Raw genomic sequence first — 17,236 nt, 5'->3', positions numbered from 1 at the left:
AGACAAAGAAAGGCTAAAGCTGTTTCAGGCAAAAGGAAGGTAAGATACTTTTCTTTTGCCTGTTTATTTTCTCATAATTTGGTTGATTAATTGCTAAATGTAATATTTCTATATGTCTTAACCCATGCTGGGTATGATGAGGAACAATGGAAAAATGACCCTTACTTTTAATCCTGAGAATTACAAACAATTACTAATTACTTATCTTCCTAGAGTCATAAAAACTGAGGCAGAGAATGAGAAAGCTTTAGCTATTGTCGAAGATTTAATGCACCGAAAACGGACTCCTGAAGAAGATGAATTATATCAGCTTTTAGTTACTTTGATTGAAAAGTTTGAACAAGAATATTATCAGCTTAATCAGCCGAATAATCCGCGATCGATGCTTTTGTTTCTTTTAGAAGAGTCTGGTAAAAGCCTAACTGATTTACAAGCTGTGTTAGGTTCAACAACTGCGGTTGATGAGATTGTGCAAGGACAAGCTAAAATGACTCCAGAACAAGCTAAAAAAATTGCAGATTTTTTTTATGTAAATCCGAGCTTGTTTACTGAATAATTAGATTTAACTATTAATTAATTGGAAATCATCGATCAAGAAATTACTTAGGACTTACGCACTCTTTGCCTGAAATCCCGATCCCCCCTAGCCCCCCTTACCAAGGGGGGAATTTAAGAAAGCCCCCTTGGTAAGGGGGTTGGGGGATCTGAGTGCGTAAGTCCTATTACCGATCGGGGAAATTTACTCATTAAAGCTGGCAAAATCGGGCAAGGTAGTTGATCTTGTAAATTTTCCGGTTTACTCCAAATAAAAGGTGCTTTTTGAGCAGCTGACATCCATAATAATCGTTTTGCTCTCGTCATTGCTACATATAAAAGACGACATTCTTCAGCTGTTTTTAAATACCCTGCTTGTTCCCAAGCATCCATGATTTCTGGTAATTCTGCTTCTTCATTATGTAGGCTGGCGCGAATTTGGGCACGGGCGACTTCTGCTAATGTAAAATTGCCTAAAAATTGCGCTGGGGCGGGTACTCGCAAGTTTCCGGGAATCATATTTGCGTGTAAAAATGGCAGAAATACATAATCCCAATCTAACCCTTTGGCTTTGTGCATTGTGATTATTGTTAATCTTCCCGGTTGAGTATATTGGCTTTCGTTGGCTTCGGTATCTACTGGTTCAAATCTTTCGGAACTGACAATTTCACTTAAAGCATTGAGGATGTTATTCATGGACAGAGAACCAGCGATTTGTCTGGCTATTCTTTCGGCTAATTTGTCAGCCGTGGCTAGTTCTGTTTGGTCGTAATTTAATGCTAATGCCAAAAAAGTAATCATTTGAAAAATGGGTAATTCTAATCTGGCGCGGAGTAATTTGCGACAAAAACTACTGGCTTTTATGACATCTTCTGATTGGGGTGGATCGAGAGGACTGGGATAGAGAAATTGTTCTGGTAAACTAGCAAGGGCGTTCAAATCTTGGGGGGGAATTAATTGTCTGGTGACTAATACTTCTAAGGCGGATTTTAAGTAGTCGGGGGAATGGGGGCGATCGAGAAATTGCAGCATAAATAAAACTTCAGCGGGAACGTGAGAATGTCGATCGCGTTCTGCCACTTCATAAATCTCGATTTGACTGCCAAATTCTTGCTTTAATTGTTGATGCACAAATCGCCCTTGGTCGTTAGTTCTTACTAACACTGCTGCCGATCGACGTTCATGAGGAAATTCGGCAAAAAGTTCAATAATTCTTTGACCTATTAACTTGACACTTTGGTAAGTATCTTTAGGAAGATAAATTTCTACACCTCGACCAACTGGGGTAGGATTAGCATCAGGTTGCGGATCGTTTATATCCACAGGTAGAATCATTTGCGGGCGAAAAGGTTGTTCTGTTCCCGCTAATTTCGAGTTATTTACCCAGCTTAAAACGAAGTTAGCCGCATTAATAATTACTTGACTACTGCGACCCGCCCGATCCATTGTTGCTAATAAATTTTTGGTTTCACAATCATTGCAAAAACGGCGAAAATAAATTGGATCTGCGGGGGTAAAAGTGGAATTAATCGCTTGATTTGGGTCGCCAACTCGGACTAAATTTGGTGGTGCTTCGGGATTATTTGGATCTGTGGAGAGAATTTCTAAAAGTTTGGTTTGTAAAGGCGAAGAATCTTGGGCTTCATCTTCAAAAACAGCAAATACTTGACTTTGTAAAGTTCTCCTGGCGCTGGGATTGTCCAAAACTCTTAAAGCTGATAAAATCATTTCATCGTAGTCGATAAAGTCACGAGATTTGAGTAAATCTTGGTAATTTTGGTAGAGTCGGGCTGCGATCGCCAAAATTCCATATCCATCAGTTGATTTCTCGCTAATTTCCCAGAGTTTTTCCGGTAAATAACCCGAACTTTTCGCCTCATGAATTACCGTTTTCGCCAACTCAGGTAAAACTTCCGTTCTTAACACAGACTGACGGCGCAATCTTTCCGTTTCTTCGCCATCAAATTGTATACCTTCTAATAAAACTTGAAACTGTCGGGGATAATCAATAATCCACTTTTCCACTGCGGCGCGAATTAAACGATGGCTTTGATTAGCATTAACTACTGTGAGATTATCTAAATTTAAACCGGATAAATCTGGATAACGGGTAGCAATATTTAACGCTAAACCATGTAAAGTTTGAACTACAAAACCTGTTTGGGGTATAGATAATTTTTCCCGTAAATATTCGCGGATTTTGGCTTTAATATTAGCGGCTGCGGAACGGGTGAAAGTCACAACTACTAATTGCTTGCGGTTGTGGAGTTGGTGACGGGCGATCGCGATCGCCGCTGCACCAGCCATTCCCGTCGATTTTCCCGCACCTGGAACTGCTGACACCGCTAAAGGGCCCGATCGCCAGTCTGCCATTTGTCTTTGTCCCGATCGCAGGCTATTTCTAATTTTTTGTAGCGCTAGTTCTATATTGGGGTTCATTCAGGCAAAATTAATATTAAAGACTAACTTTTCCGGCTAATAGTTGACGTTCTCTGCTATTAGACTATTACACCAAATTTTAGTTCAATTATCGTCAAATAAGTAACTTTTTACTTCTTTTTAACTCATCAATTTTAACCACAAAACGAAATGAACTCGATCTCAGTTGAAGTTACATTAGCAGTTTTGAGGAAACTTTCTTAAAATTGGGAATGTTATCAGAAAAATTTTGTGTTTTTTCATTGCATCTAGCAAATAGCACATAATTCTTTATAAGTCAATGGTTAATGAATGTAAAATTTTATAACGTGACTCTACCATTGACGGAGATATTAAAATCGTTTACAACTCCTCAGCAAAACAAATCTATGGAACTGCTGCACCAGCCAGAAGAAATTATCGCTCAACGTTACCAGATTGTGAATATCCTGGGACAAGGTGGAATGGGGACAACCTACGAAGCCCAAGATTTGCCAACCCAAAGTAGGGTAGCAATTAAAGCGCTATCTCTCAATCGTGCAGGAGACTGGAAAGCGGTAGAACTTTTTGAAAGAGAAGCGCGAGTTTTGTCCAATTTAAACCATCCTTGTTTACCGAAATATTTAGATTATTTTCAGGTAGAAACGGCAAACAATCACAGCTTTTATTTAGTGCAAGAATTGGTAGAAGGGCGATCGCTTTATTCTTTAGTTCAAAGCGGATGGCACGCTACAGAAAGTGAAATTCGCCAATTAGCCAGCCAACTTTTAGATATTCTCACCTATTTACACGGACTTACACCACCAGTTATTCACCGCGATCTGAAACCACAAAACATTATTCGGAGTAAAGATGGAGGCATATTTTTAGTAGATTTTGGTGCAGTAAAAACCACTTACCAAACCACATTTAGTGGTGGAAGTACAGTAGTTGGCACTTATGGTTATATGGCACCAGAACAGTTTCGCGGACAAGGTTATCCGGCTACAGATTTGTATGGTTTAGGGGCAACTTTGTTATATTTAATGACGCATAAATCGCCTTCAGAATTTCCGACTCGGCAATTAAAAATTAACTTTCGTTCCCAAACAACAATTTCCACAGAATTAGGTGATTGGTTAGAAAAACTGTTAGAACCAGCAGTAGAAGATCGATTTTTATCTGCTAAAGAAGCTTTAAGTGTACTACTAGGACAAGGAGTACTCGTACCAAAACGTCAACGTCCCATTGGTAGTCGAATTACCTTTACTAAAAATGAAAGAAAGTTAGTTGTGCAAATTCCGCGACTAGGTTGGGGATACTGGGATTTTTATAATTTTATTACGGCTTCGATGTCGCTAATTGCAGCATATTTTCTGTTTTCTTTCTACCATTTCACTTTTATTAGCTTATTCTTCTGGATTTTCCCCTTGTTTTCGATTATTATGTTGATGTTTGGGTTAAACAAACTGAAAGATACTATTTTTAAATTACTGGGGCGCACACAGTTGGAAATTGACCGCCAAAACTTTAAAATAAAATGGTCTTTTCTCGGTTTGTTCTATCAAATTCAAGGGAAAACTAAGCATATTGAGAGGGTAGAACTAAATACTTTTGTTCGTCCAGAAGATGAGTTAATTGCGAAGTGGAAAGACAAAACTCCGCAAACAACAACAGCTTGTGCTTTAATTGAAGGAGTTCGGATTCATCGTTTTGGTAGTGGTTTAACTCCTTTGGAAAAAGAGTGGTTATTGCAGGAAGTTGCTACTTTTCTGAGAAAACCTTTACCGCCTTCGATTTTGCCAAGGTAAAGGAATGAAATTTTCTCGACATTATCTGGGTTTAGCGATCGCCCTCATCGCCGGAACAAGTTTAAGATTCTGGAATTTAGAACTAAAATCCTTATGGCTAGATGAAGTAATTACCGCTTTATTTAGCCTGGGAAAAACCTACGAAAATATTCCTTTAGATGTTTTGTTACCCTTAACCAGTTTTCGGGAAATTTTCACATTAAATCCTGGTACTAATTGTCCAGCAATAGCGCAAAATATCATTAAATATTCTACTCATCCACCTGTGTTTTTTTGTTTAATGCACGCTTGGGTAGAGACGGGTTTAAATAGTCCAGTTAAACATAGTTTAGTTTGGGTTTTGCGATCGCTTCCGGCGTTGTTTGGGGTTGGTGCGATCGTATCCATATATTACCTCAATCGCATTGCCTTTAGCAAAACTGCGGGTTTATTTGGTGCAGCTGTAATGGCGGTTTCTCCCTTCGCCGTTTACCTTTCCCAAGAAGCAAGACATTACACTTTACCACTATTTTTAATTACTCTTTCATTAATCACCTTAATTCAAATTCAACAAGATATTTTTAAACAACAAAGACGGTTATTAATTTGGCTAAGTTGGGCAATAATTAATAGCATTGGTCTTTACGTTCACTACTTTTTTATTTTAGTCATTATTGCTGAAATTGCTACACTTATAGTATTAGTTTTTCAAACTAAAGCAAAAGCCAAGTATTTATTAATTTCTGCCAGTTTTTCTCTTTTACCTTTCCTTATCTTTTTACCTTGGCTACCCATATTTTTAGGACATTCTAACCGTCCTGAAACTGACTGGATACGCCAACCAGAACATATTATTCCTTTTGCTCAAACTTTGCTAGGTTGGCTATTAATGGTAATAATTTTGCCAGTAGAAAGTCAACCGCTTTGGGTTGCTATTCCGGCGGGAATATTAATGTTAATTTTTGGGATTTGGTTCGGATGGCAAGTAGTTCAAGGAATCAAACAACTTTGGCGAAATCCGCAGACACATTTAGCGACTTTAACATTAGGAAGCTTTACGATTTTTGTGCTGTTAGAATTCTTTGCTATTATTTACATTTTAGGCAAAGATATTACAGTTGTACCGCGTTATAATTTTGTTTATTATCCGAGTTTTTGTGCATTATTAGCTGCTAGTTTAGTGGCGAGAGATGGGGAGAAAAGGCGATCGACCATAAATTACGTAATATTAGCTGGATTAATTAGTTGTATTTTCGTAGTCAACGGATTAGCCTTTGAAAAACCTTATAATCCGCAAAGAGTAGCAAAAAATATGCTGCAAGAACCATCAATTCCTTTAATGGTGGTAATGGCATATAAAGACACACAAGATATAGCATTAGGACTAAGTTTTGCATTAGGAATCGACAAATTTCAGCCAAAACTTTGTCAAAATAACGGTGAAACTTGTCCGAAATTCGCCTTTTTATCAGCAACTTCCGGTTATCAGAGTGTTTGGGAAAGTCTCGCTAAATTACCCAAAGCGCCGAAACTTCCTTTAAACTTGTGGGTAGTTGCACCTGGATTAAAAAGAAACAACTACCCAGAAAAATTAGCCATTTCCCCACAAACTAACTGCACCAAAGATGCAGCCACTTATTACCGAATCGGCGTACCATATCAAAAGTACAAGTGTAATTAATAAATGCTGAATTATGTCTTGGAAAATGACTGCTGAAGAATTGTTAGAACGATATGCTAACGGGGAGAGAGATTTTGCTGGAGTCGATCTTCATGGAGTCGATCTCAGTGGTGCTATCTTAACTGAAATTAATTTCGATCGCGCCGATCTCAGTGAAGTTAACTTTAGTGGTGCCGATCTCAGCGGGAATTACAAAAGAAGTCTTTCTTCCAAATTCAAACAAACCCCTGAAATGAGTAACTATCCGGGGAAATATAGCAGTAATGGACTTGGTAACGCTCCTGGCGGGTATAGTTGTATCAGATATGCTGTTTTGAGAAATGCTAATTTTCGGGATGCTAATGTAAGTTACGTTGATTTCTCGCATTCTGATTTAAGTTTTGCTAATTTTAGTTGCGCTAATTGTGATGGCGTTAGCTTCGAGTATGTCTGCTTATATTGTGCCGATTTTACTAACGCCGATCTTCGGATTAGTACTTTTGAAGGGGCGAACATTGAAGGAACAATCTTAGAAAATGCTGAGGGAGTATAAATCAACTTTTAACGGCAAAAGTCGATAACCTCTATATACCATCTGTGTTCATCTGTGGTAAAAAAAAAGAACTCAGACAAAAACAGATAACTTATATATACCATCTGCGTTCATCTGCGTTCATCTGCATTCATCTGCGTACTAAAGGAACATTTATCAGAAGTCTAAAGACAAATGACAAATAACCAATGACAAACAACTACTCATCAATTTGCCAAACATCCTTAGTCAAATCCTCATCTAAAATGCGCTTCGGATTCAAAATAAGAATCAGCTTACCGAGTAAAGTTTCTTCTGGCGACTCATCAAACCATTGAAATTGTAAATCTTCCCCTTGTGCAAAGACGAAATAACTAGAATCGTCCCATTCTCGTTGACTTCGATCGATCACCACCAAAACCTCTTCCTTAAAATTAGGATCTTGATTAGGAAGCAAAGATCGATCGCACAAAAGCGCCACAGGATCTTCCGCCTTCAACAAAACTTGCCAACCGGGAACTGCTACCCAAGCACCTTGACCGGAAAATTGTACCATGCGGAAAGGGCCTGTTTCCTCAACCAAAGGCACCGCTTTTAAATCCGCCACTGACACAGGCATTTTCCCGACAATAGGTAACAAGCGAGGCATTTGTTCTTCTAGTTCCAACCTGTAAAAAGGTAAAATCGGAGCCGGACGTTTGGGAGTAACGCTAAAATCAATTAGCAACTTTTCTACTTGTTGCCTAGCACTATCAGTTTGAGCAAATCTTAACCCTTTAGCAATCAAACGCGATCGCTCTTGTAAATCCGACTGTTGACGTGCTAACCTCCAATAATGGTAAGCTACCGCATCACCAGCATTATTGCTAAACCCAGTAGGCGGAACTCTTAAGCGGGAAAAATCCTTCATCGCCTTTGCCACTTCTTTGGCATCTTCAGAATTCAACCCATGAGTTAACATAAACGTAGCTGCTGCTGCTCTTTCCGGTTGGGTGAGGATGCGAAACTCGTACAAAGAGTCGCTGCCGATTTTTTCGTAATGCGATCGCACCTGCTCCGACACACCAGCATTCACCATGCTAAGGTATACTTGAGCCGCTACAATCACCTGATTTTGGTGAATCGGTTCAAAACCAGTTTCCTCAAAGATTTTTTGGGAACTTAAACCTGCTTTTTGCAGAGTTTGGCAAGCTTGTCCCCACTCTACCCAAGAACCTTGCTTGCGGCGGAGACTCAGCAGCAAACCATCGACATCGACATCAGTTGGTTGGGAGATAGGATTGGGAGTATCTGAAGAGAGATCGGTCATAATGACAAATGGTAAATGTAGGGGCGGGTTTTGTGGTTAATACTTCTACTGTAATGAGATTATCTCCTAAACTCGCCCCTACTTGCTAAAATTCCAGTTTAGAACAGAGCCAGTTAATTAAAAAATTCTGAACTTCCTTGAACGATCGCTTAGTTTAACTGCAAAAATTGTTACGATTCAGAGATATGCGATCGCGAATTTTACATTAACTGCCAAAATTAGATTCAAGTCTTATGGAAAATGCCGTTCCAGAATTAGAAAGTATACTTCGTCAACTTATGAGTTCAGAAAGACGTAAAAAAGCCAAAATGTTGGTTGTAGACGATGAACCAGATAATTTGGATTTACTTTATCGTACCTTCCGACGAGATTTTCAAGTCCTGAAAGCAGAAAGTGGGATTCAGGCATTGGAAGTATTAGCAACTGAAGGCGAAGTCGCTGTTATTATCTCCGATCAAAGAATGCCAGAAATGAAAGGGACAGAATTCTTAAGTAAAACTGTTCCTCAATTTCCTGATACTGTAAGAATTATCCTCACCGGATTCACTGATATAGAAGACTTGGTAGATGCAATCAATTCTGGACAAGTATATAAATATATTACTAAGCCTTGGGACCCTTTAGAACTCAAAGGTGTAGTGCAACGTGCTACCGAGACTTACGAATTACTCAAACAACGGACAGAAGAACTGCGTCGTGCTAATGCACAAATGGCTTTGCTTTCCACTATAGTTCAAGTAGCCCAAGCAGCGACAAAAGTGGAAGAAACTTTAGAACCGATCGCGATCGCCTTTGGGGAAAATTTTGCCGCAGATGGTTGTATTTTGCAACTAGTAGAAAACAATTCTTTAAATTCGGCTCAAGGTATTTACAGTGCCGATAGTCCGAGCGAAAATTGGTTAGCAGAAGATCCATTAGTTAAAGATGCGATCGCTAACAAACAATTACAAGGATCGGTAAACGTCCCCGCCGATGCTAACTTGTCAGAAGTCAGTCATTACGCCGCATCCGGTATTCAAGCACATATTATAGTGCCGATTATTTACCGAGATCGTGTCATGGCAGTTTTATCCTTGCAATGGAAAAGTCCTTGCCAACTGCGAGAAGATGAAATTAAACTAATTCATCTTTGTGCTCAACAAGTTGCACTAGTTCTCACCAGTACCAAAGCTGCCTAATGATGACCGATCGAAAGAGTGAAATTCAAACCATCTTCAACAATATTGCTCCAGTTTACGACAATCTCAACGATTGGTTAAGTCTGGGACAACATCGAGTTTGGAAACTGATGACGGTGAAATGGAGTCAAGCTAAAACTGGCGACACTTGTATCGACTTGTGTTGTGGTAGTGGCGATCTCAGTCAGATTTTAGCGCGTCAGGTGGGAAATACTGGTCAAGTGTTTGGGGTAGACTTTTCTGCGGGATTGTTAGCGATCGCCAAACAACGCACCCAAAATCATTATCCACCATTGGCGATCGACTGGGTAGAAGCAGATGTTCTGCAACTTCCCTTTCCCGACAATCATTTTGACTGCGCCACAATGGGATATGGTTTGCGTAACGTCACCGACATTCCCCAATGTCTGCGTGAATTATACCGCGTTTTCAAACCCGGAGCCACTGCCGCAATTCTCGACTTTCATCGTCCTTATAATCCCGTAATGCAAAACTTCCAGCAGTGGTATCTTAAAAATGTGGTAGTTACTGCTGCTGAACACTTCGGCTTAACTGAAGAATACGCCTATATTAGCCCCAGTTTAGACAAATTTCCCCAAGGTCAGCAGCAAGTAAACCTAGCTCATCAAGCCGGATTTACCAATGCTACTCATTATCAGATAGCTGGTGGGATCATGGGAGTTTTACGAATTACAAAATAAAATAAAAGTAATGGGGTGTTGGCTAGTCAGTCAAAACTCATACTTTGCACCAACTCCCCAATTACCAACTACCAATTACCAATTACCACCCAGTTGAATCTCTCTAATTTCTGGCTTTATATTAGTCCTCCCATACTTGGTGCAATCATTGGCTATTTCACCAACGATATAGCCATTAAAATGCTGTTTCGTCCCTATAGAGCTAAATATATAGGTAAGAGAAAGTTACCTTTTACACCAGGTTTAATTCCCGCCAATCAGGAACGCTTGGCAAAGCGAGTTTCTGATACGATCATGGGGTCACTATTAACCCCCGAAGAATTACAAAAGTTAGCGCGCCGTCTGTTAGAAACGGAACGAGTTCAAGGGGTAATTCTCTGGTTGTTGCGGTTAGCCTTAGATCAACTGCAATCAGCAGATAAAGAAGATAAAACTGTGAAAGTAATTGCCGGAATCCTGCGAGATTTACTAGGTCAATCTTTACCCAGATTACTAAAAGTTTTAGCGCGTCGGGAAGATTTTTTAGAACCCCAATTAAATCAAATATTTGACCAAATTTTATTAGAATTCAGACTCAGCGAACAACAAGCAAATCAATTAGCTGATTGGCTTTTACAGGTAGTTTTGCCTCCCGAAGTATTGCGGGTGGCGATAATTGATTTTCTGACCGATCGCAACATCCAACTAATAGATGAAAAGTTTCGCGGCGAAACTAGTGGAACTTATTGGGTAGTTGCCAATTTATTCGGGTTAAAAAACACTTTAAGTCGTTTGCGAACTTATTGTCTGGATGAAAAAGAAGAAGCAAATCAGAGGTTATCTGAATTAACTCAATCTTTTGCAGTTAGACAACGCTTGCAAGAATGGTTACAAAATATATCTTTGCAAAATCTCCCTATTTCCACAGTGCGCCAACTACGTAAAACTATGCGCGAAAGTATTCGCAGTTACGTGCAAGAACGTGGTGTAGAATTAATGGAAGGTTTAAGTGATTCGATCAACTGGGAAGGCACTACTCATATTATCTTAAATCGATTGCGAAATTCCCCCGTTGTCAACTCTTCTTTGACAGTTGTAAGTAAGGAATTAGCTTTAGTTTTAGAACGTTACTTAGAGCGAGATTTAGAAAATATTGTGGAACAAATTATTCCGATTCTAAATATTGACCAAGTAATTATTCAACGAGTGCAAGCAACTTCTCCCAAAGATTTAGAGTTAGCTATTCAGGGAATTGTGAGGAGTGAATTGCAAGCGATCGTCAATTTAGGCGGAATTTTAGGTTTTATTGTCGGGTTGATGCAAACAGTAATTTTGTTTATTCAACAATAGTGTAAAATTATGTACATCTCTTAAGGTTTTGCAGCATTAAAATTTACTATGCAGCTAGACGATCGACAAGAATTCATCAAAGAGTTTATCGAAAATGCCAAAGACCACCTTTATGTAATTGAAAAAGGTTTGCTAAATTTGCAAGTGGCGAAAGACGCGGAATCGCTAAATCAAATACTGCGTGCTGTCGCGTCACTTAAAGTTGGGGCAGAAGTGCTAAATATCAAAAGCATTGAAAAAACCGCCCATAAGTTAGGAAAATATCTGGAAATCGTCAGAGATCGTCCGTTCAAATTTGACCAACAAGGACATAATTCGTACAGAATTGAATAAACTAGGAGGGTTAATTACTACTAATTCAATTCCGGGAAAAGGAACTACTTTTACTATTATTTACCCGTGAATAAAACTTACCTAACTATGGTAATTTTCAATTCATCTAGTTAACCACAACAACACTTTTCTTTCCTTGGTAAATAGGCCGCCAAAATTTCACTGCTAACCTGTGCTATATTAATGTCTGATTCACTAGGTAAAATCCGATCGTCAATTCAATATTTTGCTAATCTCACATTAATTTTTACTTGTGAGTCAAATCACAGCCATAACCTTAAGTGCAAGTATACTCTAAAAACTAAACCCTCTAAGTTAAATACTATGTCTATTTCCTTCCCCGATGAACCTGTTCCCCTGGAAATTGGTGACGATCGAGTAGTGCGAGTTAAAGGAACGCGAGTAACTCTTGACACAATTGTCGTTACTTTTAATCAAGGAAAAACTGCCTTAGAAATTGCATCGCAATATCCATCTTTGCAATTAGTTGATGTGTATGCGACAATAGTGTTTTATTTACGACATCGCCCTTATGTTGATGCTTATCTACAAGAACGGCAAGAACAAGCTAGGGAAATTCGTGAACTAAATGAAGCTAATTTTGCCGATCAGGGTGTGCGCGATCGCCTTTTAGCACGTCGGAGTTCATGATCGAATATGCTGCGATTTGTCGCTGACGAAAATTTTAATTACCACATCATTAAAGAGTTACAAAATCGTCAACCAGAATTAGATATTCTCTGGATTAAAGATATTAATTTTTCGGTAAAAGACGATGATAAACTGCTAGAGTGGGCTAGTCAAGAGGGAAGAATTCTCTTGACTCATGATGTCACAACCATTACTGAATTTGCTAATCAAAGAGTTGCTGCCGGATTAGCGATGCCGGGAATCTTTGCTGTTAGCGTTGAGGTGAATAGCGATCGCGTCATTGCTGACATTTTACTATTAGCAGAATGTAGCTATGACGGTGAATGGTCAGGACAAATACGCTACTTGCCATTATCTTAAAATCTTACCTGAATAATCGCTGGAAAGTACCAATTGGGATTGCCCAACTCAAGGATTCCATTCTTTGAAAAACTGCTGCTGATGGCATTGTACCATCGGCAAATCTGTAAACAGCAATCCCTTGGGGGGGAAATTTCAATCTGCCATTAATGCCAATTAATCGCCCATTTTGATCTAAAACTGGCCCACCACTCATGCCATTTTCTACTTCGTTAGTGTAGCCTAATTGATAACCTCTGGGGAGCGAGCGATCGGAAATCATTTCCAAAGTTCCTTTAGTTAACCGAAAAGCCCTAGTTCCCCAATCACGGGTGCTTTCTATTGCTTTCGGATTAATCCAATACCAATTAGGAAAACCCGCCGCATATACCGCTTCTCCCATTACTAAAGCATCAGAATTTCGCATTTCTGCTACTTGGTAAATTTGCGGGCTAGTAAATTGTACTATCGCTAAATCATCATCTCCAAACTCAGGGTAAGTTAACTTTTGAGCCGGATAAGTACGCCCATCTGAAGTTAAAATTGTATAATTATTACTAGATTTTTCATTTAGTACATGATCGCAAGTAAGGACTGTGTAAACTTGTCCTTTGCGGCTAATAATTACCCCAGAACCAGCACTGGAATTAGAGAAAATTCTCACAGTTACTTGCCTAGCAACTTCCGGTATAGAAACATTATTTACTGCTAAGTTTTGGGAAAACTTAGTATGGCTTTTATTTTCCAGATAGGCTGGATTTCCTGATACTAACGGTGTTGGTAGAAAAGCGATCGCACCCAAGTTGACAGCTAAAGATTGATGAGAAAACAGCCAGAATAACAACCACACCACAAGCGTTTAATTCCCTAAATAACATTTTTAAGATACCAAAAAATGACCAACCTGGGAAGTGTAAAACCTCCCAGGTTTGTTGGTGGTAGAAATCTCACAACCTATTACCAATTCCTAAATACCATTATTTCCAGGTCGAGGGCGAGAAACGGGCGGTTGTGGGCGCACAACAGGTGTTTGAGCGTCGCCATATTTGTCCTCAAAAGCTTCATTAACAATTCTTTCCAAACTAACTCGTTTTGGAGTTGAAGATGGACGACGATTAATTCCTGAAGAAGGAGCAAAAGAAACCACTGGCGCACCAGAACCGCTAACACCAAAGTTTAGTAAATTATCCAAAGCTGCATTAGGGTTGCTGGCATTGCGACTATCCAAAGTTAGGAGTAAATTTCTGGAATTACAAGCAGATTGCCCACCATTGGTGTAACAAATGACGGGTAAATTATTCACTCTACCAGTTGTTAGTTCTAAATTAGTTAATCTTCCGCCATTTTCACCAACTGCTCTGGTTAAGCGATCGGACACCAGGCGACAACGATTTTCGGGAGTATATTGACTACCAAACTCGAAAGTTCTCCAAAGAAGGATTGGTGAAGTAACTCTTTCTCCTCTGCGGGCAACTGTGGCATAACTTCTACCTTCAGTAACACATTCAAAGGTAGTTGTTAAATCAGTTTGTCGATCGGGCGTGACACTTTCTTCGGGATATCTTTCTGCTGGCAATCTTTCTGCTGGTACTGTTTGTTGAGCTTTTACCGGATTTGTTATAGCAAAAGTGCTAGATAAAGCGAGAGTAGATAGAAAAATTTGCGTCAAGAATTTAAATTTCATGAGAAATACACCATTAACTATTTCATTTACATCTCATCTATTTGTTTTATTTGACTTACTGATTTTGGCAAATGTTCCGCAATCAACAAATTATTTTAGGTTCGTTGTGAGCACTTGAGTGCTAGAACGCTCAAGCGTTCACAACCAACTTTTCTTTTGTTTGTTGTCAGCACTTGAGTGCTAGAACGCTCAAGCGTTCACAACCAACTTTTCTTTTGTTTGTTGTCAGCACTTGAGTGCTAGAACGCTCAAGCGTTCACAACCAACTTTTCTTTTGTTTGTTGTCAGCACTTGAGTGCTAGAACGCTCAAGCGTTCACAACCAACTTTTCTTTTGTTTGTTGTCAGCACTTGAGTGCTAGAACGCTCAAGCGTTCACAACCAACTTTTCTTTTGTTTGTTGTCAGCACTTGAGTGCTAGAACGCTCAAGCGTTCACAACCAACTTTTCTTTTGTTTGTTGTCAGCACTTGAGTGCTAGAACGCTCAAGCGTTCACAACCAACTTTTCTTTTGTTTGTTGTCAGCACTTGAGTGCTAGAACGCTCAAGCGTTCACAACCAACTTATAACCATTTTTAAAGGTGAATGAGTATAAACCCTCTCACTCAGGGGGTAAAATTTGGGCAGAAAGGAATAGCGAGAAAATGGATTACAAAACAGCCCGAAATTTCCTCATTAATCAGGGAACTGCCCTGGAAACCCAGCGAAATCCTGACGACTTTCTGATGCGCTTGAGTCAGGAGAAGTCACCAGTACCAGGACAGCAGACATCTATATTATTAGCGTTGAAAATGGTTTTCGATGCTTTAAAGGATGAGACCAATTTGGACAAAGAATTAGTGAATGCCTTGCATTTGCTGAGTTTTGAGAGTCGTCGCCTGTACGAAAAGGGACTTCGTGCCGGGGTTGAGTGGCCTTTTTTGCTCAATGAAGATTTAAACCGGATTGATGCCGCTGTCAGAAGTATTTTTTCCGGTACTTGGCAAAGTTAAGGCAGAAGGCAACAGGGAACAGGGAACAGGGAACGGGAAAGAAGAGTTGAAGAGGTAGTTAGTTAAATTATTTTCCCCCCATCCCCCCATCCCCCCATCTCCCCATCTCCCCTTAACGGTTGCGGAGTTGTGCTTCTAGTTTGTCTAAGTCACTCTTGAGTAAGATGGTGATTTTGCCCATGATTGGTTTACCGTCTTGGGGTTGGGGAAATTCTACCCAGTAGGCAAAACGCGATCCTAATCTTAGTTCGCCTTTGAGTGCTTCTTGTAAGGGTAAAGTTAAGGTGCGTGCTTGTTGTACCATTGCGGGATTTGGGTAAGAGTAAATTACTCGCGCTTGTTGGAAATCTTGGTAAATCTCTAACCCGTAGATGATGCGTAGTGATTCTTGGAGACGGTTGGGGGTGACACCGTTAATCATGTCAAACAGGTTGATTCTTTCGGTGCGAACAATGCCGGGATCTCCTGGTGGTGTTGCTAAACCTGGTGCTAATACGGAAGCTTCAAAGGTGAATCTTTGGGCGGGTGTATCGGTTCTGTGTACTAGTAGTGTTTGTCCGCTATAGGGACTTAGGGTGGGATTTCCTTTGATCCAAGCGGCAACTTCTGCTGTTGTCTGTCCTGGTAAGGCGTTTGCCCGATCGCAAAAAAGGGCGATCGCTATTCCCAACCCTAACATTAACAAACCCTTAGCTTTCATAAGTCAGCACAAAATAGATTTTTGATTTGCCTCTAGGATGCCATATTCGGCAACATTGCTACTTTAATTGATTTACGATTTTTCATATCTTGAAACACCTGTTCTAAATCTTTGAGGGGACGATGTTCGCTAATGAGTAGTTCAAAGGGTATGGTGCGACTTGCTAAGAGTGCAAGTGCTTCCCTCACATATTTGGGTGTGTTGTGAAAAACGCCTTTTATAGTTAATTCGCTGTAATGCAGTTGTTCTGTATTCACGGTGATGGTAGTATCTCGCGGACAACCTCCGAATAGGTTAACGGTAGCACCGGGACGAGCGCAAGCGATCGCACTTTCCCAAACTGCCGGAACTCCTGTAGCTTCAATCACCACATCCGCACCCCATCCTTCTGTTAGTTCTTTAACTACTGTGGGAATATCAGTTATGTGATGATGATTAAATGTTTGAGTTGCCCCTAATTTTTTGCCTATTTCCAATCTGCGATCGTTCCCACCAAAAAGCATTACTTCAACTTTCTTTTCGACTGATGATATATCACCAATGACAAATGACCAATGACTAATGACGCTGACGAACATTAAACCGATCGCACCATCTCCAATTACTACCACGCGATCGCCTTGTTTAATATTCGACCTTGCCACTCCATGCAATACACAAGCTAGAGGTTCGGTCATTGATGCTAACGCATCGGGTAAATCATCTGGAATTGGTAATAAATTATGTTTAACTATTTGTGCTGGAATCTTTAAATATTCGGCAAATGTGCCATTATTCCAAGTTAAATTCGGGCAAAGGGAATATTCTTGACGTTGACAAAAGAAACAATTCATGCAGGGAGCGGAGTTGTTGGCGACTACGCGATCGCCTATTTGCCAACCTTGGACATCTTTGCCGATCGCCACAATTCTACCTGCTGCTTCATGACCGAATAGCGTCGGTGGTCGCAACATTTTAGCATGACCACCCCTGCGCCATACTTTCAAGTCGGTACCGCAGGTGGTTGCTACTCCCACTTGAATAATTATCTCCTCAGAATCAGCGATCGGATCTGCTACTGATTCCAAACGTAAATCTTCTTGACCGTAAAGTACCGCACCTAGCAAAA

General features: G+C 40.0%; 17 protein-coding genes. 11 read left to right on the top strand and 6 right to left on the bottom strand.

The genetic code is table 11. The features are described from left to right. The first annotated feature begins 154 nt into the window (after positions 1-154). Positions 155-556: a helix-turn-helix domain-containing protein gene (locus ACE1CI_RS12105; protein WP_413266486.1), complete on the top strand. Its 402-nt coding sequence runs from the start codon at positions 155-157 to the stop codon at positions 554-556. Between the two features lie 113 nt (positions 557-669). On the opposite strand, the gene ACE1CI_RS12100 is transcribed toward ACE1CI_RS12105, so the two are convergent. Continuing rightward, entirely contained in the window at positions 670-2,973 is a 2,304-nt protein-coding gene (locus ACE1CI_RS12100) for an ATP-dependent helicase (protein WP_413266487.1), read from the bottom strand. 368 nt (positions 2,974-3,341) lie between these two features. Between ACE1CI_RS12100 and ACE1CI_RS12095 the strand changes: the two genes are divergently transcribed. Genes ACE1CI_RS12095 through ACE1CI_RS12085 form a run of 3 tightly spaced genes read left to right on the top strand, consistent with a single transcriptional unit; the run spans position 3,342 to position 6,934 of the window. After that, positions 3,342-4,742, top strand: a complete 1,401-nt coding sequence (locus tag ACE1CI_RS12095) for a serine/threonine protein kinase (protein ID WP_413266488.1) — start codon at positions 3,342-3,344, stop codon at positions 4,740-4,742. Positions 4,743-4,746: 4 nt separating this feature from the next. Next, complete coding sequence (locus ACE1CI_RS12090; protein ID WP_413266489.1) at positions 4,747-6,402, top strand: glycosyltransferase family 39 protein; 1,656 nt, start codon at positions 4,747-4,749, stop codon at positions 6,400-6,402. 13 nt (positions 6,403-6,415) lie between these two features. After that, on the top strand, positions 6,416-6,934 hold the full coding sequence (locus ACE1CI_RS12085; RefSeq protein WP_413266490.1) for a pentapeptide repeat-containing protein: 519 nt from the start codon (positions 6,416-6,418) through the stop codon (positions 6,932-6,934). A gap of 199 nt (positions 6,935-7,133) precedes the next feature. Here the strand turns inward: ACE1CI_RS12085 and ACE1CI_RS12080 are convergent, their stop codons facing one another. Further along, on the bottom strand, positions 7,134-8,222 hold the full coding sequence (locus tag ACE1CI_RS12080; protein ID WP_413266491.1) for a RuBisCO accumulation factor 1: 1,089 nt from the start codon (positions 8,220-8,222) through the stop codon (positions 7,134-7,136). A 233-nt stretch (positions 8,223-8,455) separates the two neighbouring features. Between ACE1CI_RS12080 and ACE1CI_RS12075 the strand changes: the two genes are divergently transcribed. The 6 genes from ACE1CI_RS12075 (at position 8,456) to ACE1CI_RS12050 (ending at position 12,774) form a co-directional block, all read left to right on the top strand. Then, positions 8,456-9,400 carry a response regulator gene (locus ACE1CI_RS12075; protein WP_413266492.1) on the top strand — a complete coding sequence of 315 codons (945 nt, stop codon included), beginning with the start codon at positions 8,456-8,458 and terminating at the stop codon, positions 9,398-9,400. A gap of 2 nt (positions 9,401-9,402) precedes the next feature. After that, the gene (gene ubiE, locus ACE1CI_RS12070; protein WP_413266498.1) at positions 9,403-10,101 is read left to right on the top strand and encodes a bifunctional demethylmenaquinone methyltransferase/2-methoxy-6-polyprenyl-1,4-benzoquinol methylase UbiE; all 699 of its coding nucleotides are present in this window, start codon (positions 9,403-9,405) and stop codon (positions 10,099-10,101) included. Positions 10,102-10,194: 93 nt separating this feature from the next. Further along, a complete protein-coding gene (locus ACE1CI_RS12065) occupies positions 10,195-11,430 on the top strand; it encodes a DUF445 domain-containing protein (protein ID WP_413266499.1) in 1,236 nt (411 codons plus the stop codon). A 48-nt stretch (positions 11,431-11,478) separates the two neighbouring features. Next, positions 11,479-11,763 carry a hypothetical protein gene (locus ACE1CI_RS12060; RefSeq protein WP_413266493.1) on the top strand — a complete coding sequence of 95 codons (285 nt, stop codon included), beginning with the start codon at positions 11,479-11,481 and terminating at the stop codon, positions 11,761-11,763. A 324-nt stretch (positions 11,764-12,087) separates the two neighbouring features. Beyond that, entirely contained in the window at positions 12,088-12,414 is a 327-nt protein-coding gene (locus ACE1CI_RS12055) for a DUF433 domain-containing protein (RefSeq protein ID WP_413266494.1), read from the top strand. 6 nt (positions 12,415-12,420) lie between these two features. Further along, complete coding sequence (locus tag ACE1CI_RS12050; RefSeq protein ID WP_413266495.1) at positions 12,421-12,774, top strand: DUF5615 family PIN-like protein; 354 nt, start codon at positions 12,421-12,423, stop codon at positions 12,772-12,774. 4 nt (positions 12,775-12,778) lie between these two features. Here ACE1CI_RS12050 and ACE1CI_RS12045 read toward each other — a convergent pair whose 3' ends face one another. Both ACE1CI_RS12045 and ACE1CI_RS12040 read right to left on the bottom strand, forming a co-directional pair. Then, complete coding sequence (locus tag ACE1CI_RS12045; RefSeq protein WP_413266496.1) at positions 12,779-13,606, bottom strand: S1 family peptidase; 828 nt, start codon at positions 13,604-13,606, stop codon at positions 12,779-12,781. Positions 13,607-13,720: 114 nt separating this feature from the next. Then, a complete protein-coding gene (locus ACE1CI_RS12040) occupies positions 13,721-14,437 on the bottom strand; it encodes a COP23 domain-containing protein (RefSeq protein WP_413266497.1) in 717 nt (238 codons plus the stop codon). Between the two features lie 643 nt (positions 14,438-15,080). Between ACE1CI_RS12040 and ACE1CI_RS12035 the strand changes: the two genes are divergently transcribed. After that, a complete protein-coding gene (locus ACE1CI_RS12035) occupies positions 15,081-15,428 on the top strand; it encodes a Dethiobiotin synthetase (RefSeq protein ID WP_413261809.1) in 348 nt (115 codons plus the stop codon). A 112-nt stretch (positions 15,429-15,540) separates the two neighbouring features. Here ACE1CI_RS12035 and ACE1CI_RS12030 read toward each other — a convergent pair whose 3' ends face one another. Both ACE1CI_RS12030 and ACE1CI_RS12025 read right to left on the bottom strand, forming a co-directional pair. Next, positions 15,541-16,128: a hypothetical protein gene (locus tag ACE1CI_RS12030; RefSeq protein WP_413261808.1), complete on the bottom strand. Its 588-nt coding sequence runs from the start codon at positions 16,126-16,128 to the stop codon at positions 15,541-15,543. Positions 16,129-16,160: 32 nt separating this feature from the next. Then, entirely contained in the window at positions 16,161-17,234 is a 1,074-nt protein-coding gene (locus tag ACE1CI_RS12025) for a zinc-dependent alcohol dehydrogenase (protein ID WP_413261807.1), read from the bottom strand. Between the last annotated feature and the right edge of the window lie 2 nt (positions 17,235-17,236).

Origin of the sequence: Floridaenema flaviceps BLCC-F50, from assembly GCF_041929275.2 — a bacterium.
Lineage (GTDB): Bacteria > Cyanobacteriota > Cyanobacteriia > Cyanobacteriales > Aerosakkonemataceae > Floridanema > Floridanema flaviceps.
The sequence above is the reverse complement of the archived record's forward strand: the minus strand, read 5'-3'. Positions and strand labels throughout refer to the sequence as shown.

What these genes read in the sequence shown, in the direction of transcription:
- ACE1CI_RS12105 (WP_413266486.1), top strand. Translation starts at nt 155, where the DNA reads ATGACCCTTACTTTTAATCCTGAGAATTACAAACAATTACTAATTACT.
- ACE1CI_RS12100 (WP_413266487.1), bottom strand. Translation starts at nt 2,973, where the DNA reads ATGAACCCCAATATAGAACTAGCGCTACAAAAAATTAGAAATAGCCTG.
- ACE1CI_RS12095 (WP_413266488.1), top strand. Translation starts at nt 3,342, where the DNA reads ATGGAACTGCTGCACCAGCCAGAAGAAATTATCGCTCAACGTTACCAG.
- ACE1CI_RS12090 (WP_413266489.1), top strand. Translation starts at nt 4,747, where the DNA reads ATGAAATTTTCTCGACATTATCTGGGTTTAGCGATCGCCCTCATCGCC.
- ACE1CI_RS12085 (WP_413266490.1), top strand. Translation starts at nt 6,416, where the DNA reads ATGTCTTGGAAAATGACTGCTGAAGAATTGTTAGAACGATATGCTAAC.
- ACE1CI_RS12080 (WP_413266491.1), bottom strand. Translation starts at nt 8,222, where the DNA reads ATGACCGATCTCTCTTCAGATACTCCCAATCCTATCTCCCAACCAACT.
- ACE1CI_RS12075 (WP_413266492.1), top strand. Translation starts at nt 8,456, where the DNA reads ATGGAAAATGCCGTTCCAGAATTAGAAAGTATACTTCGTCAACTTATG.
- ubiE (WP_413266498.1), top strand. Translation starts at nt 9,403, where the DNA reads ATGACCGATCGAAAGAGTGAAATTCAAACCATCTTCAACAATATTGCT.
- ACE1CI_RS12060 (WP_413266493.1), top strand. Translation starts at nt 11,479, where the DNA reads ATGCAGCTAGACGATCGACAAGAATTCATCAAAGAGTTTATCGAAAAT.
- ACE1CI_RS12055 (WP_413266494.1), top strand. Translation starts at nt 12,088, where the DNA reads ATGTCTATTTCCTTCCCCGATGAACCTGTTCCCCTGGAAATTGGTGAC.
- ACE1CI_RS12050 (WP_413266495.1), top strand. Translation starts at nt 12,421, where the DNA reads ATGCTGCGATTTGTCGCTGACGAAAATTTTAATTACCACATCATTAAA.
- ACE1CI_RS12040 (WP_413266497.1), bottom strand. Translation starts at nt 14,437, where the DNA reads ATGAAATTTAAATTCTTGACGCAAATTTTTCTATCTACTCTCGCTTTA.
- ACE1CI_RS12035 (WP_413261809.1), top strand. Translation starts at nt 15,081, where the DNA reads ATGGATTACAAAACAGCCCGAAATTTCCTCATTAATCAGGGAACTGCC.
- ACE1CI_RS12030 (WP_413261808.1), bottom strand. Translation starts at nt 16,128, where the DNA reads ATGAAAGCTAAGGGTTTGTTAATGTTAGGGTTGGGAATAGCGATCGCC.